We start from the raw sequence: 12,743 nt of genomic DNA, 5'->3' as shown, positions 1-12,743 counted from the left end.
ACGAATAATTTTTTCTCATAGAATTATTTCTATTGAATTTATTTCTTGTGCATCTATTATTTTATCATTCACTATAAATTTTCCTTCATAGGATTTTTCTTTTGAATTTAAAAGTTTAAGTAATTTTAAATAATTTAACTTCTTTATAAAAATTTTTGTTTCATCTTCACTTAATGAAACACTTTTTTGACACTTTAAATTAAATCTTAAATACATATTAGCTCCCCATAAAATTAATCTGTGATAATATAAGTATATTAGTATTTTTATAACTTATTTCTAAAAATTTAATATATATAAAAATAACTAATTTTTTTAAAAAAGCTTATATAAATCTGATAATTATTAAAATAAATGGTATAATTAAATCAAAAAGGGGCATATAAATGCAATATTATTTAGTTGGAATAATTGATAAGTTGTCCTATGATAAAATTCAGGAACTTCAAGTTAACTTATCAAAAATGTATAATCTATATGATGATTTACCTAAACTGCACATTACTCTAGAAATTATTAAAGAGCCTTCTTTAAATGAATTAGAAATAGATTTGGATTTTTTATTAAAAGACATAAAAAAAATACCCTTAACAATAGAAAAAGGTATTTGTTTTAACCCACCTTTCAAATCAGTAAATTTAAAAGTGGAAAAAACCGATGAAATAGTCCGTTTTATAAATATGACTAATTCTAAACTAAAAGAACTTGGTTACAACGTACGGGAAAATATCGAGAATTGGGACCTGCATATATCAATTGCTAATACAAATTTTTCTAATCATGAATGGTCCACTGGAGAATTTAATGAAGCATGTAATATTATTCTAAATAATAAATACTCTATTCATCCTTTAATAGAACAAATACAATTATGGAAACCCATAAATGATAAAGATAATATGGTAAAATACAACGTAAATTTAAAATAAACAAATCATTTTTTATGATTTGTTTATTTTTTCTAATATGTCTAATATTTTGTTTTTATTTTTTAAAGACTTTGATCTATATTTTAAGGGATATGAATAAATTTTATTTTCGCTACTCCATATATTGACTTGCCCTAAATAATCTATTTCTGACCTTTCATTTTCTAATTTAATTTCAGGTATTTCTGTTTTTACCGTGTAAGATTCATCATTTTTTATTGGTAAAATTATATCCTTGTCTAAATATAATTCACCAATAATTGAAGCATTATTTTCATACGTGTACAGAATCTGACCTTTTTCAAGAATTTTCTCATAGGAATAATTTTCTTTTATATAATCATATAGTTTTTTTGTTTCATTCCACCTATTGTAACAGTTTAATACTACAATTATTATTTCATTACCGTTATCATCAATTATAGATGTTACTAAACATTTACCTGCATTTCCTGTATATCCTGTTTTTACTCCATTTGAATTCGGTATAGTATATAATATTTTGTTAATATTATGATAACTTCTTGAAAAGTTATATTTTTGAGCATCAATATCTTTTGCACTTACAATCTCATTAAAAGTTTGATTTTTTTTTGCATAAGCTGTAATTAAAGCTAAATCATATGCTGTAGTATAATGATTTTGACTGTCTAATCCATGCGGAGATTCAAAATTAGAATTTAGTGCACCTATCCTACGAGCATATTCATTCATTAATTCACAAAACTCATCCACTGAACCACTTACTCCTTCAGCTAATGCAATAGCAGCATCATTTCCTGATTTCATCATTAAACCACATAAAAGTTCTCTAATAGTTATTTTTTCTCCTTCTTTATAACCTACTTGAGATCCTCTAACATTAGCTGCCCCTTTTGATATTTCAATTTTTTTATCCAAATCACCATATTCTAAGCAAACTAGGGTAGTCATTATTTTAGTTGTACTTGCCATAGGTATTATCATATCACTATCTTTTTCAAATAGAATAGTTTGAGAATTTTTATCCATAACTATAGCGGCCCTTGCATCAACATATATGGGTAAGGAAAATGCATTGCATACTAATAAACAATTTATTAAAAATGTTGTCATAAAAGTAATAACTAATTTTCTTTTCTTCATCTGTATCCTCCTATCTATTTAATAGTTTTTCTAATTTGGGTTTAATTAGTCAAGAAATTTATGGTTTATATTACAGACATAATCAAATCTATCAAAAGTAGATAAAGAAATACATATTTTTAAATTTTTTGTTTATAATAACTATCGGAGGGCTTAATTTGTTACTTAAATATTTTTTAATATTTCTTGTATTTCCATACCCTATTTTTCTTTTTTTTGACTATAAAAACAATAAAATAACTATTAATAAAATTAAAACGATTAATTTAAATAGTTTAAATGCTAAAAAGGAAAATAATAAACAAAAAAATAAAAAACCAGCAATAAATAGAAGCGCTATATTTAAGAGTATTATAAAAACTTATTATTTTGTATCTAAAATGCGTTTTAAACCATTTTTATGGGTGAATTGTACTTTGGCCTATGGGACAGGAGATGCTAGTTCTACAGGCTTATTATACGGTGTTGCTTTTACTATGTTTTCTATAGTGAAATATTCTATTTTAAATAATCTTTTTTTTAATAGATTAAGCTTTCATCTTTTACCCTATTGGGATAGAAAGATTTTAAAATCAAAAACAAAGATTTTAATAATAACTATACCCTTGTTATTGTTTTTTTACATATTTTTAATAGTTATTAATTATATAAAAATAATAATGTTACAAAGGAGAAAATCTAATGAATGATAGCACACTTAATAACATAATAAAAACTACTATGGAAAATTTAAAAGAATTAATCGATGTAAACACAATTGTAGGAGAACCTATAAAAGAAAATGGTACAACAATAATTCCTATTTCGAGAGTATCTCTTGGATTTGCTTCTGGTGGTTCAGAAATTAGTTCTAAAAACAATTCAAATAATAGTCTAAAATATCCTTTTGGTGGTGGTTCTGGTTCTGGGGTATCGGTAAAACCAATCGCGTTTCTAGTATTGAAGGGAGATACAATAAAACTCTTGCCTATGAATCAAAAAAATACCTATGATAAATTGGTGGACCAAATACCAGATTTAATTGATTTTTTCAAAGATTTGAATGAAAATAATCATGAAAAACAAAGAAAAAAAGATATAGAAGATTAATACTCCTCTATATCTTTTTCGTTATTTTTCATTATATCTTCAACAAATAATTCCAGTGACGGCATTTGTTCAAGTTTTTCCAATCCAAAATAATTTAAAAACATATCAGTTGTAGAATATAGCATAGGTCTACCTGGTACCATTTTTCTTCCACTCTTCTTTAAAAGTCCTTTATCACATAGGGATATTAGAGCCCTATCACTCTTTACACCTCTTATTTCATCTATTTCGACCCTCGTTATTGGTTGATTATAAACAACGATTGCTAATGTTTCGAGAGCTGCCCTTGATAATGATTGCCTTTCATTTGTTTTTAAAAGTTTTTGAATAAAAATACTATTTTCTCTTTTAGTTTCAAAAAAATAACTATCATTTATATACTGAAGTATTATTCCTCTATCTTTTTTTTCATAATTTTTCTTCATTTTTTCTAAAACAGAGTTCAATCTATCTTCTTTTATATCTACGATATTTGATAATTCTTTTATTGATAATGGTTCTCCTGATATAAAAAGAATTGATTCTATAATTGAAAAAATTTCTTCATTATTTGTATTCATATCTATTTCTAATTGATTAAATTTATTTTCTGCCATAGTTAACCCCTTTTAATTATAATATTACTAAAACTTTTATCTTGTACAACATTAATTTCCTTTAATTTTATAAGTTCAAGCATAGCAATAAAAGTTACAACAACTTCTATCTTATACTTACACTCACTAATAATATCACTGAATCTAAAAACTTCATTAACAGCTATTTTTTTCTTTATCATTTCCATTTTATCTTCAATTTTAAACAAATCAACTGATATTTCCCTTTGTGCCGGGTTAATATTATTCATTTTTGATTTATACCTTTGAATAAGATCTTTATAAATATTAAATAATTGTATTGTTGTAATACCTTCTAGTACTTTTTCAATTTTGGGCTCATTTTCCACTTCAACAATTTCAGGTTTTTTTAAATATCTTTCTCCAGTATTTTCTTCTAAAGCCCTCAGATGTTCTGAAACTTTTTTATATTTTTTATACTCAACTAGTTTTCTTATCAACTCTGCTCGTGGATCTTCATCATCCTCTTCATCTTCAATTTTAGGTAAAAGCATCTTTGATTTAATTTCTACTAATGAAGCCGCTATAACAATAAATTCTGAAGTTATTTCTAAATCCATTTCCTTCATCGTATTTATAACATTTAAATATTGTTTTGTTATATCATATATCTTTATATTGTAAATTTCCATCTTATTTTTTCGTATCAAATGCAATAATAAATCAAATGGTCCTTCAAAATTATCTATTTTCACATTAACTGCCATAAGTACTCTCCCCTATAAAATCATTTAAAACTAATTCATCTAAATCTAATAAAGTATTTTTATTAATCCTCACAATTTTATTTAAAATTTTACCAATATCCTTTCCTTCGTATATGCCTTTTTCCTTTAACATTTCACCATTTAAATTAGTATCATTATTATAACTATTTAAATTATGATTCAACAATTTATATTTAATCATACTATTGAAACTTAAAGCAAGCATTTCATATGAATTAAGCTTATCTAAATAACAAAATAGGTCATAATTATCTTGAGCTTTCATTATTTTTTTATATAATTCTTGATTATCCGAAACCAAAAAACTTTTTTTCACTTTTTTACTTATAATTGAGTTATTTAAAAAAATTTGTTTTATTGAAATTTCTTTTAATGAACTAAATAAGAGTATTAATTTATGTTCTATTAAATTCTCTTTGAATAGAAATGTTTTTGTTTGTAGTAATGCATAATTAATCTTTAAAAATCCTATTTTCTCCAATTTATAAATTACTTCTTTCCATTCTTTTTCTTTTAATAATAATAAAATTTCTTTAACAATTCTATCATTTGACACATTAGAAACTATATTTTTTTTAATTAAATTTTTAATTTCTTCTTTATCCTCTAATTTCATATCATATCTTACAGCATATTTAATTGCCCTAAATATCCTAGTAGGGTCTTCTTCATAAGAATTTTTATGTATTTTCTTTACTATACCCCTTTTCAAATCATAAAGTCCACAATTAGAGTCTAATAAGCATCTATCTATCAAATCATATGCAATAGAATTAATAGTGAAATCTCTCCTCATAATATCATCATAGACACCTGCAGGAGTTATATTAGGTAAATCTCCGTTTTGTCTATAAACTTCTTTCCTACATCTTATCAAATCTATCTTTACGCCATTACAAAATTCTATAGTAGCAGTCATAAATTTTTTATAATATAAATACTCTTTTAGTTCACTAGAATAGTATTGTTGTATAAATTTAATTACGTTTATTGGATCAATTTCAATGGAAATATCAATATCTCTATATTTTTCTTTCATCAAAATATCTCTAACTACTCCACCTACTAAATAGCATTTCACATTATTTAGTAAGCAATAGTCGATTATGAAATCAATACTCTTAATCTCTTCAGCTTTTAATTTAGAATATACTTTTACATTCATATATTAAACCCACCAATAATTTATATTTAAATACTCTATCTTTCTATTATAAATAAAAAAAAGCTCTACAGCAATATCTGTAGAACTAAATAGCATTATCAAATAATCTCATTAAATTGAATTTAAATTCATCAATAATATTTGAAGTCTTGAATTCCCTATCGCTATAAATTGCAACTTCTCCTAGCAATTTATCATTTTGATATACCTCACAGACACCAATTTCTTCTCCCTCACTTATTGTTTTCTTATTATCAATGTTAAGTTTTATTTCTTTTTTTAGCTCTATAGCTTCTCCTCTTTCAACAATTAATGTCATATCATTAGAAGCCTTTACTATAAAAAATTTAGTACCCTTCTTATTAAGGTCTATCTTTTGTACGTCATCACCTTTTGTGAAAATCTTTTTAGCATCAAATTTTGAAAACCCAAAACTCATTAATTTGCTAGCATCTCTATTACGTACCTTATAGTTAGGTGCCCCCATTATTACAGCAAGCATTCTTACATTATCTTTTAAAGCAGTTGCTGATATACAATATTTTGCCTCACTTGTAAACCCTGTTTTGAGACCATCACAACCTTCATAGAATCTAACTAACTTATTATGATTTACTAGCCCAATAGGATTTAATCTACCTTCTGAAATTGTTTCCATATATGTTCCTGTATATTCTAATATTTGAGGATGCTTTAAAAGTTCACGCGACATAATTGAAATATCATATGCCGTTGAGTAATGCCCTTCAGTTGATAGCCCATGACAATTTTTAAATTGAGTATCTTTCATACCCAGTTCTGCTGCTAAGTCATTCATTCTTTTTACAAAAGCTTTTTCACTACCTGAAATATACTCTGCTATCGCAACTGAAGCATCATTTCCAGATGCAATTGCAACCCCTTTTAATAATTCTTCAACTGTTCTTACTTCTCCACTATCTAAAAGCATTGAACTACTGCCGTTACCACCCATTTTTTTTGCATATTCTGATACAACAACTCTATCAGTAAGTTTAATTTTTCCTGTATCGATTTCTTGCATTGTAATTAACATTGTCATAATTTTAGTAACTGAAGCTGGAGCAAATTTTTCATGAATATTTTTTTCATAGACTAATTTGCCTGTAGTTGGCTCCATCAATAATGCAGAATTAGCTTCAACATTTAATTCATCTACATCATCAGCATAAACATTAATCATAGCCATATTAGGTATCATCATACTAATAAGTACCAATAAAGCAGTAATATTACATAATTTTTTCATAAGTATCTCCTTTCATATATGTTTATATATTTATTTTTACCACTTTCGACAAGATTATTTAATAATATAGACAAATAAAAAAGACTATCTAACTTTTTTTAGATAATCTTTTTTTATTCATTGATTTATTTAATAATTTTATAAATTATTGGCTGTTTTTCAATTTTTTTATCACTTAATTCAAAGCAATCAAATAATTCTTTACGTGCAATTTCTGCCTTTTCCATATCATTAGAATATATATATGCTATATCATCCAATTCTTTTATAAAATCACCACATTTTTTCACTAGTTTTATCCCAACAGTTAAATCTATAGTATCGCCTTTTTTAAGTCTTCCTGCTCCAAGTTCCATAGCTATTATTCCTATTTTTTCTGTTTTTATTTTATTAATATAACCATCTTTACTAGATACAACTGGAATAACATATTTAGTTTCTGTAAATAAATTTAAATCGTCTACAAAAGAATCATCCCCATACTGAGCTTTGATAAATTCTTTGAACTTTGCTTTTGCTCTACCATTTTTAATAACCTCTAGTAATTCTACTCTTGCTTCTTCTTCACTTTTAGCTTTATTTGCAAGTATAAGCATTTGGCTACCTAATCCTAGACATAACTCCTTAAGGTCTTCTGGTCCATTTCCTGAAAGTGTATCTATTGCTTCTTTTACTTCTAATATATTTCCGACTGCATACCCTAATGGTTGGTCCATATCAGAAAGTATTGCAACGGTTTTTCTACCTAAAGCTTTACCTATGTACACCATTTCTTCTGCTAGTTTTTCAGCATCAGCTTTAGTTTTCATAAAAGCACCATCACCAAATTTAACATCTAAAACTATACAGTTTGCACCTGAGGCTATCTTTTTACTCATAATACTTGAGGCTATCAAAGAAATATTATCTACTGTTGCCGTTACATCACGAAGTGCATATAATTTTTTATCTGCAGGTGCTAAATTGGCCGTTTGACCTGCAATTGCAATTTTAATTGTATTCACATTATCAGAAAACTCTTCTTCACTAATCTCTACTTTAAATCCAGGAAAAGATTCAAGTTTATCTATAGTTCCACCTGTATGTCCAAGTCCTCTCCCAGACATTTTTGCAACTGGCACACCTAATGAAGCAACTAAAGGTGCCAAAACTAGTGATGTTTTATCACCTACGCCACCAGTACTGTGTTTATCAACTTTTATTCCCTCTATAGAACTTAAATCTAGTATATCTCCAGAGTTAGCCATCGCTAAAGTTAAATCTACGGTTTCTCTTCTAGTCATTTTTTTAAAAAATATAGCCATTAATAAGGCTGATACCTGATAATCTGGAATTTCTTCATTAGTGTATCCTTTTATAAAAAAAGTTATTTCCTCTGTTGACAGTTCTTCTCCATTTCGCTTTTTTAATATCAAGTCATACATTCTCATATTTAGCACCTCTATTATAGTAATTTTATTAAAGTCAATATTACTTAAATGTGAATTAATTATATTACAATTGTAGTGAAAAAACAAATAAGCACTCCTAATATCTAGGATGTGCTTTTTTATATACTTCCATTATCTTATTCTCTTTTGATATATTTGAATAAATAAGTGTACTAGTTAAAACTGAATGCCCTAGCAACTCTTGAATCGTTTTAATATCTGCACCATTTTGAAGTAAATGTACTGCAAAAGAATGTCTTAATATATTTGAATCAATTTTCTTATCTATTCCTGTTTTGTCTGAATACTCTTTAATTATTTTCCACAATCCCTGTCTCGTAATATTATTTCCTTTTAAATTTAAAAAAAGTATTTCTTTATTATACTTATTTATTTCTTCCCTTGCAATAATATAATCTCTTAGGCAGTAAATTGCATGTGGCCCAATCGGTAAAATCCTTTCTTTTTTTGCATTCTTGCAATTAATGTATCCATATTCAAAATTAATATCAGATTCATTTAAATTTAAAAGTTCAGAGGTTTTTATACCCGTTGCATACATTAATTCTAAAACTGCTTTGTCTCTTATCCCTTTAACTTGCGAAGTATCAGGCATATTAAGAAACTCATCTATTTCACCTATTGTTAAAATTTGAGGGATATTTCTCGTGTTTTTAGGAGTAACATATTCATCAAAAGGATTTTGAATAATAATTTTCTTTTTAATAAGATATTTATAATAACTCCTTAAAGTCACTAATAATCTAATAATAGTACTATTTGCTTTACTTAATTTTCTTAAATGTTGCACATATGCCATAACAGTATACTTTTCAACATCTCTGAAATTTATATCATTAGCTTTTAAATAGTCATCAAATTTTACAATATCTCTTTTATATGCGCTTATTGTATTTTCTGCTAAATTTCTTTTTTCTAATGAGTGCAAAAAATCAATGATTAATTTATCCATAAGTTTCTCCACTTATTCCTTCTTAGTCTATCTACAATTAAACTAAGAATTTCATTATATTTGGTGCTATGTATGCTTCAAAAAAGAATCCAATAAACATAATTAGTGTAATTATTAAAAAGTTAAAAGTATAAGAAGTCACTGATGAAACTACACAATTTTTACCACTTTTATAGGAATTCATATTTAACAATTTTATTGAAAAATCCATAGCTAACACTGAGCTAATAACTATACAGGGTAAATAAATCAAATTTTGGGGTACTATGTTTATTACAGCTAACCATATACCCTTAGTTCCCATCTGATTTAGTACAAAACCAATTGAGAAACCAAAACTAAATCCTTTAAATAAATTAAGCAATAGAATAATTGGTGTCCCTATAATTGTTAAACCTAAAAACCAAATAATTATAATTATAATTAAGTTATTTTTAATGGTTTGAAGAAAAATACCATTAGAACTTATATTAGAATCTTTTAGTTTGTTAAAAAAATCTAATATATAATTACATAAATCTGTTTTTTCATAAACACCCATATACTTCACTGAATAAATTCCTAATACAATTCCAGTACAAAAACATATTAAAGTAATTATATACAAGAAAGTATTTTCTTCGAATTTTCCCCGTAAATTTAAATCAATTTTTATGCTCTTCATTTCTATCCTCCTTAAGTTAACATTAATAGTATATATGTTTAATTTAAGGATAATATTCAAGATTGCTTTACAAATACATCATTATACAAATAGTTTTAGCATCAATTATTTCTCTAGATTTAATTTTTTCCTTCAATTCACAAAGTGAATATTGATGAACATTTATAAATTCATCATCATCCCCACCTATTTGGCCTTTATAAAGATCTTCTGCCTTATAGAGATATATATATTCATTTGTATATCCAGGAGAAGGTGCTATTTTACCAAGGAAAGTCATTTTACCCGCTTTAAAACCAGTTTCTTCTTCTAATTCTCGCTTACCACATTCTTCAGGGTCTTCATTTTTTTCTAATTTCCCCGCTGGAATTTCTAAAATTGATTTTTCTAAAGGGCTCCTAAATTGCTCAACAAGTAAAACCTCATCTTTTTCTTTAAAAGCTAGTATTGCCACCCCACCAGGATGTTTTACTATTTCTCGTTTTGATACTTTCCCATTTGGTAATTTTACATTTTTTACTGTTAAACTAATTATTTTACCTTCAAATTTTAATTCTTCATCTAGTGTAATTTCATTAATATTCATTATTCCTCCACATTAACTAACTTTATTTTGTAATCTCAATTTATCAGCTACCATAGCTATAAATTCTGAATTAGTAGGTTTACCTTTACTGTTGTGAACGGTGTACCCAAATATCCTATTGATAGTATCAACCTGTCCTCTTGCCCATGCAACTTCAATTGCATGTCTAATAGCTCTCTCTACCCTGCTTGCTGTTGTATTATATTTTTTTGCAATTGATGGATATAATTCCTTAGTTACAGCGGACAATAATTCAATATCATTTACAACCATAGTTATTGCATCTCTTAAATACATATAACCCTTAATATGTGCTGGCACACCAATTTCATGAATTATATTTGTGATTTCTTGTTCTAAATTCATTGGCTCATTTCTTTGTGTAGAAATCATAGCTGAAGCTTCTCTTTTAACATCTCTTTTATATCTAGTATCTTCTATATCTATTGAATTATTAAACATTTCTCTTATCCTTTTTATAAAGATATCCATATCAAAAGGTTTTACTACATAATAATCTGCTCCAAGGGAAATTGCTCTCTGTGTTATTTTATCTTGTCCTACAGCTGATAGAACAATAACTCTAGGCACTGTATTTATTTCCATAGTATTTAATCTTTCTAAGACTCCAAGGCCATCTAAATGAGGCATTATAATGTCAAGTACAACTAAATCAGGTTTTTTTTCTTTGATAAGTTCAATAGCTTCTAACCCATCTTTTGCAACTCCAATCACATTAATATCTCTTTGATTCAATAAATAGTCATTCAAGATATTACAAAATTCCTTGTTATCATCTGCAATAATAACATTAATTTTACCATTTTCCAAAACTATCTCCTCCTTAAAATTCCATATCTTTACATATTCTATATTCGACAAAACTCTAACTTATCCTTTAATAAAAAAGCAAAAAAATAAAAGATAGTATTAATATCTTTTATTTTACTACTTTTTTGCATTTTTTTCTAGTTTTTTTATTGTATTCCAGCTTCTTCTATCATCCATTCTATATAAATTCCATAACCAACATCAGGTTTATTTATTAATACATGTGTTACTGCACCGATAATTTTTTCATTTTGTATTATAGGACTCCCACTCATTCCTTGTACAATTCCACCTGTTTTTTCGAGTAACTCTTCATCTGTTACTTTTAGAATCATACTCTTAGAACCAGGCTCATCTTGATTTAATAATTTTTGGATCTCTATATCATAATACTTTGGATCACAACCAGATATAGTTGTCAATATCTTAGCTGGTCCTTCTACAATTTCTTCCTTAAAGGCTACTTTTAATGGTTTTATATTTTTTCTCTTAAGTTTTTTGTTAAAGTAACCATAAATACCACAATTTGTATTATAATTAACAGATCCCATTATTTCATCTTCTATAAAAATGCCTCGAAGCTCTCCAGGATTACCCTTTTCTCCCTTTTTACAATCAACTATTGTTGAAGAATATATGCTACCCTTTCCTACATCAAGAATTGTGCTAGTATCTATATCCGTTATTGGATGCCCAAGTGCACCATAAACACCCGTTTTTTCATCATAAAAAGTCAACGTACCTACCCCAGAAGTTGAATCTCTTACCCATAAACCTATTTTAAACTTACTATCTTTACTTGCCTTTACTGGAATTATTTTTTTTGTAAAGTTTTTTCTGTTTCTTTGGATTTTTATTTCTACGCTCTGTCCTTGTGAATTATCAATTTTTTCAGCTAGATCATATGCATCAACTATTTTTTCATTATTAATTTTTAAAATAGTATCTCCGATATTAATTCCCGCTAAAACAGCTGGACTTGAATTAATTCCTTTCTCATTTTTTATTTCGCTTATTCCAACAACCAATACCCCTTCAGTAGATAATTTTACTCCTATAGGTTGACCTCCAGGGAATATCTCAATATCTTTATTTCTTTTAATGCCTCTAATATTTGTACTTGTAGTAGCTTTATAGATAGTATCTTCGGTAATTACTTCTTTTTTTTGTGGATTATCATCTACAATAGATTTCATTTCAAATAGTTTGCCATCAACCATAAAGCTTAGTTTATCATTATATAACTGAATGCAAAATATAGAAAAGAAAAATATGCATATTATGCAACATTTTTTTTTCCTCATACAATAACCTCCTGCATAACATACTTGCCTCAATA

15 protein-coding genes are annotated in these 12,743 nt (G+C 26.6%); 3 read left to right on the top strand and 12 right to left on the bottom strand.

Annotation, left to right across the window (positions count from 1 at the left end; translation table 11 throughout):
* Nucleotides 1-15: 15 nt before the first annotated feature.
* On the bottom strand, nt 16-216 hold the full coding sequence (locus ACVHXK_RS00540) for a hypothetical protein (protein WP_461204385.1): 201 nt from the start codon (nt 214-216) through the stop codon (nt 16-18).
* 170 nt (nt 217-386) lie between these two features.
* Here ACVHXK_RS00540 and ACVHXK_RS00535 point away from each other — a divergent pair, with 170 nt between their 5' ends.
* Nucleotides 387-929 (top strand): AKAP7-like phosphoesterase domain-containing protein, encoded by a 543-nt coding sequence (locus tag ACVHXK_RS00535; protein ID WP_461204384.1) that lies wholly within the window; start codon nt 387-389, stop codon nt 927-929.
* A 12-nt stretch (nt 930-941) separates the two neighbouring features.
* Here the strand turns inward: ACVHXK_RS00535 and ACVHXK_RS00530 are convergent, their stop codons facing one another.
* Nucleotides 942-2,054 carry a D-alanyl-D-alanine carboxypeptidase family protein gene (locus ACVHXK_RS00530; protein ID WP_461204383.1) on the bottom strand — a complete coding sequence of 371 codons (1,113 nt, stop codon included), beginning with the start codon at nt 2,052-2,054 and terminating at the stop codon, nt 942-944.
* 158 nt (nt 2,055-2,212) lie between these two features.
* Between ACVHXK_RS00530 and ACVHXK_RS00525 the strand changes: the two genes are divergently transcribed.
* Nucleotides 2,213-2,743, top strand: a complete 531-nt coding sequence (locus ACVHXK_RS00525; RefSeq protein WP_461204382.1) for a DUF2953 domain-containing protein — start codon at nt 2,213-2,215, stop codon at nt 2,741-2,743.
* Nucleotides 2,736-3,143, top strand: a complete 408-nt coding sequence (gene ytfJ / locus ACVHXK_RS00520) for a GerW family sporulation protein (protein ID WP_461204381.1) — start codon at nt 2,736-2,738, stop codon at nt 3,141-3,143. The genes ACVHXK_RS00525 and ytfJ overlap by 8 nt, the downstream gene beginning before the upstream one ends.
* On the opposite strand, the gene scpB is transcribed toward ytfJ, so the two are convergent.
* From scpB to spoIVB, 10 genes are all read right to left on the bottom strand, one after another.
* Nucleotides 3,140-3,739: an SMC-Scp complex subunit ScpB gene (gene scpB / locus ACVHXK_RS00515; protein ID WP_461204380.1), complete on the bottom strand. Its 600-nt coding sequence runs from the start codon at nt 3,737-3,739 to the stop codon at nt 3,140-3,142. The two genes, ytfJ and scpB, sit on opposite strands and share 4 nt — an antisense overlap.
* Nucleotides 3,740-3,741: 2 nt before the next feature.
* Nucleotides 3,742-4,467 (bottom strand): segregation/condensation protein A, encoded by a 726-nt coding sequence (locus tag ACVHXK_RS00510; RefSeq protein ID WP_461204379.1) that lies wholly within the window; start codon nt 4,465-4,467, stop codon nt 3,742-3,744.
* A complete protein-coding gene (locus ACVHXK_RS00505; protein WP_461204378.1) occupies nt 4,457-5,653 on the bottom strand; it encodes a tRNA nucleotidyltransferase/poly(A) polymerase family protein in 1,197 nt (398 codons plus the stop codon). The genes ACVHXK_RS00510 and ACVHXK_RS00505 overlap by 11 nt, the downstream gene beginning before the upstream one ends.
* 85 nt (nt 5,654-5,738) lie before the next feature.
* Complete coding sequence (locus ACVHXK_RS00500) at nt 5,739-6,920, bottom strand: D-alanyl-D-alanine carboxypeptidase family protein (protein ID WP_461204377.1); 1,182 nt, start codon at nt 6,918-6,920, stop codon at nt 5,739-5,741.
* A gap of 125 nt (nt 6,921-7,045) precedes the next feature.
* Nucleotides 7,046-8,350 (bottom strand): pyrimidine-nucleoside phosphorylase, encoded by a 1,305-nt coding sequence (locus ACVHXK_RS00495; RefSeq protein WP_461204376.1) that lies wholly within the window; start codon nt 8,348-8,350, stop codon nt 7,046-7,048.
* Between the two features lie 97 nt (nt 8,351-8,447).
* Nucleotides 8,448-9,323 (bottom strand): tyrosine-type recombinase/integrase, encoded by an 876-nt coding sequence (locus tag ACVHXK_RS00490; protein ID WP_461204375.1) that lies wholly within the window; start codon nt 9,321-9,323, stop codon nt 8,448-8,450.
* 37 nt (nt 9,324-9,360) lie between these two features.
* Entirely contained in the window at nt 9,361-9,987 is a 627-nt protein-coding gene (spoIIM, locus tag ACVHXK_RS00485; RefSeq protein ID WP_461204374.1) for a stage II sporulation protein M, read from the bottom strand.
* A gap of 67 nt (nt 9,988-10,054) precedes the next feature.
* Complete coding sequence (locus tag ACVHXK_RS00480; protein ID WP_461204373.1) at nt 10,055-10,573, bottom strand: NUDIX hydrolase; 519 nt, start codon at nt 10,571-10,573, stop codon at nt 10,055-10,057.
* Between the two features lie 12 nt (nt 10,574-10,585).
* Nucleotides 10,586-11,404 carry a sporulation transcription factor Spo0A gene (gene spo0A, locus ACVHXK_RS00475; RefSeq protein WP_461204372.1) on the bottom strand — a complete coding sequence of 273 codons (819 nt, stop codon included), beginning with the start codon at nt 11,402-11,404 and terminating at the stop codon, nt 10,586-10,588.
* 146 nt (nt 11,405-11,550) lie between these two features.
* Nucleotides 11,551-12,708, bottom strand: a complete 1,158-nt coding sequence (spoIVB, locus tag ACVHXK_RS00470; protein WP_461204371.1) for a SpoIVB peptidase — start codon at nt 12,706-12,708, stop codon at nt 11,551-11,553.
* Nucleotides 12,709-12,743 lie beyond the last annotated feature (35 nt).

It is taken from the genome of Clostridium sp. DL1XJH146 (assembly GCF_054819755.1).
This window is presented reverse-complemented; position numbering and strand designations above follow the sequence as displayed.

Coding starts and splice junctions, on each gene's coding strand:
- ACVHXK_RS00490 (WP_461204375.1), bottom strand. CDS start 9,323: ATGGATAAATTAATCATTGATTTTTTGCACTCATTAGAAAAAAGAAAT.
- ACVHXK_RS00540 (WP_461204385.1), bottom strand. CDS start 216: ATGTATTTAAGATTTAATTTAAAGTGTCAAAAAAGTGTTTCATTAAGT.
- scpB (WP_461204380.1), bottom strand. CDS start 3,739: ATGGCAGAAAATAAATTTAATCAATTAGAAATAGATATGAATACAAAT.
- ACVHXK_RS00500 (WP_461204377.1), bottom strand. CDS start 6,920: ATGAAAAAATTATGTAATATTACTGCTTTATTGGTACTTATTAGTATG.
- ytfJ (WP_461204381.1), top strand. CDS start 2,736: ATGAATGATAGCACACTTAATAACATAATAAAAACTACTATGGAAAAT.
- ACVHXK_RS00510 (WP_461204379.1), bottom strand. CDS start 4,467: ATGGCAGTTAATGTGAAAATAGATAATTTTGAAGGACCATTTGATTTA.
- ACVHXK_RS00505 (WP_461204378.1), bottom strand. CDS start 5,653: ATGAATGTAAAAGTATATTCTAAATTAAAAGCTGAAGAGATTAAGAGT.
- ACVHXK_RS00480 (WP_461204373.1), bottom strand. CDS start 10,573: ATGAATATTAATGAAATTACACTAGATGAAGAATTAAAATTTGAAGGT.
- ACVHXK_RS00535 (WP_461204384.1), top strand. CDS start 387: ATGCAATATTATTTAGTTGGAATAATTGATAAGTTGTCCTATGATAAA.
- ACVHXK_RS00530 (WP_461204383.1), bottom strand. CDS start 2,054: ATGAAGAAAAGAAAATTAGTTATTACTTTTATGACAACATTTTTAATA.
- spoIVB (WP_461204371.1), bottom strand. CDS start 12,708: ATGAGGAAAAAAAAATGTTGCATAATATGCATATTTTTCTTTTCTATA.
- ACVHXK_RS00495 (WP_461204376.1), bottom strand. CDS start 8,350: ATGAGAATGTATGACTTGATATTAAAAAAGCGAAATGGAGAAGAACTG.
- spoIIM (WP_461204374.1), bottom strand. CDS start 9,987: ATGAAGAGCATAAAAATTGATTTAAATTTACGGGGAAAATTCGAAGAA.